Origin of the sequence: Kitasatospora nipponensis (assembly GCF_039528135.1) — a bacterium.
Lineage (GTDB): Bacteria > Actinomycetota > Actinomycetes > Streptomycetales > Streptomycetaceae > Kitasatospora > Kitasatospora nipponensis.
In genome coordinates, this window is the sequence record NZ_BAAALF010000855.1 from 1 (window position 1) to 618 (window position 618).

Genomic DNA, 618 nt, shown 5'->3' on the forward strand with positions numbered 1-618 from the left:
CCTCCTGGAGCGCCTCGGCGACCAGGCCCGGATCACCCTCGGCCCGCTGGACTTCTCCGAGTACATCGAAGGCTGGCGCAGCGTCTGGCTCACCGACCCGGACGGCATCGTCGTCGAGGTCAGCCAGGGCTACAAGGACGCCTCCTAGACCCATCCGTCGTGCCGCGACACCGACTTCGGCCTCGCGGCGAGCAGCGACCAAGGAATCAGGTATGTCACAGACAGCAGATCTGCCCACCACCCACTCCTCCCCCGCCCCGGAACGGGACCAGACAGCCACCGGCCCGGGCACCGAGCTCAAGCGCCCCGGTCTGGTGCTGCTGCTCCTCTGCGTCGCGGAGTTCATGATCGTCCTGGACTTCTCGATCACCAACGTGGCCCTCCCGGACATCCAGTCCAGCCTCGGCTTCAGCTCCAGCGCCCTGCAGTGGGTGGTGAGTTCGTACGCCCTGGCGTTCGGCGGCTTCCTGATGCTGGGCGGACGGCTGGGCGACCTGTTCGGCCGGAAGATCGTCTTCCAGGTGAGCGCGGTGGTCTTCGTCGTCGGCTCGATCGTCTCGGGCGCGGCGAACGGGATGATGCTGCTGATCATCGGCCCCGCGGTGCAGGGCATCGGGG

1 protein-coding gene is annotated in these 618 nt (G+C 68.0%); it reads left to right on the forward strand.

Annotated elements, in window-relative coordinates:
- Positions 1-212: 212 nt before the first annotated feature.
- Positions 213-618 (forward strand): MFS transporter (locus tag ABD323_RS43710; protein WP_344447573.1); only part of this gene is annotated, 406 nt, incomplete at its 3' end.